We start from the raw sequence: 241 nt of genomic DNA on the forward strand, positions 1-241 counted from the left end.
GCTGCCGCTGGGCATGGTCAGGCCCTCGTTCAAGGACTGGCTGCACAATCGCAGCTTCCTGGATGGCTGGCTGCGCCAGCGCGAGGAGCCCGTGCATATCTGGCGCACCTATCGCACAATGGGCCTCGACCCGCTGTTCTTGCGCCTGGCAGGGCTACACTTTGATCCGCTGGACTACCCATCCGTGTCGCTGCACCTGGATCTGTATGCACAGGGGGCCGGCCTGCCACGCGAGCAGATC

1 protein-coding gene is annotated in these 241 nt (G+C 64.7%); it reads left to right on the forward strand.

The annotated features are described in order from the left end of the window. The coding region (locus ACX9YW_RS23510; RefSeq protein ID WP_460351217.1) for a hypothetical protein at positions 1–241 on the forward strand (241 nt) is incomplete at both ends.

The organism is Pseudoneobacillus rhizolycopersici, from assembly GCF_054786815.1.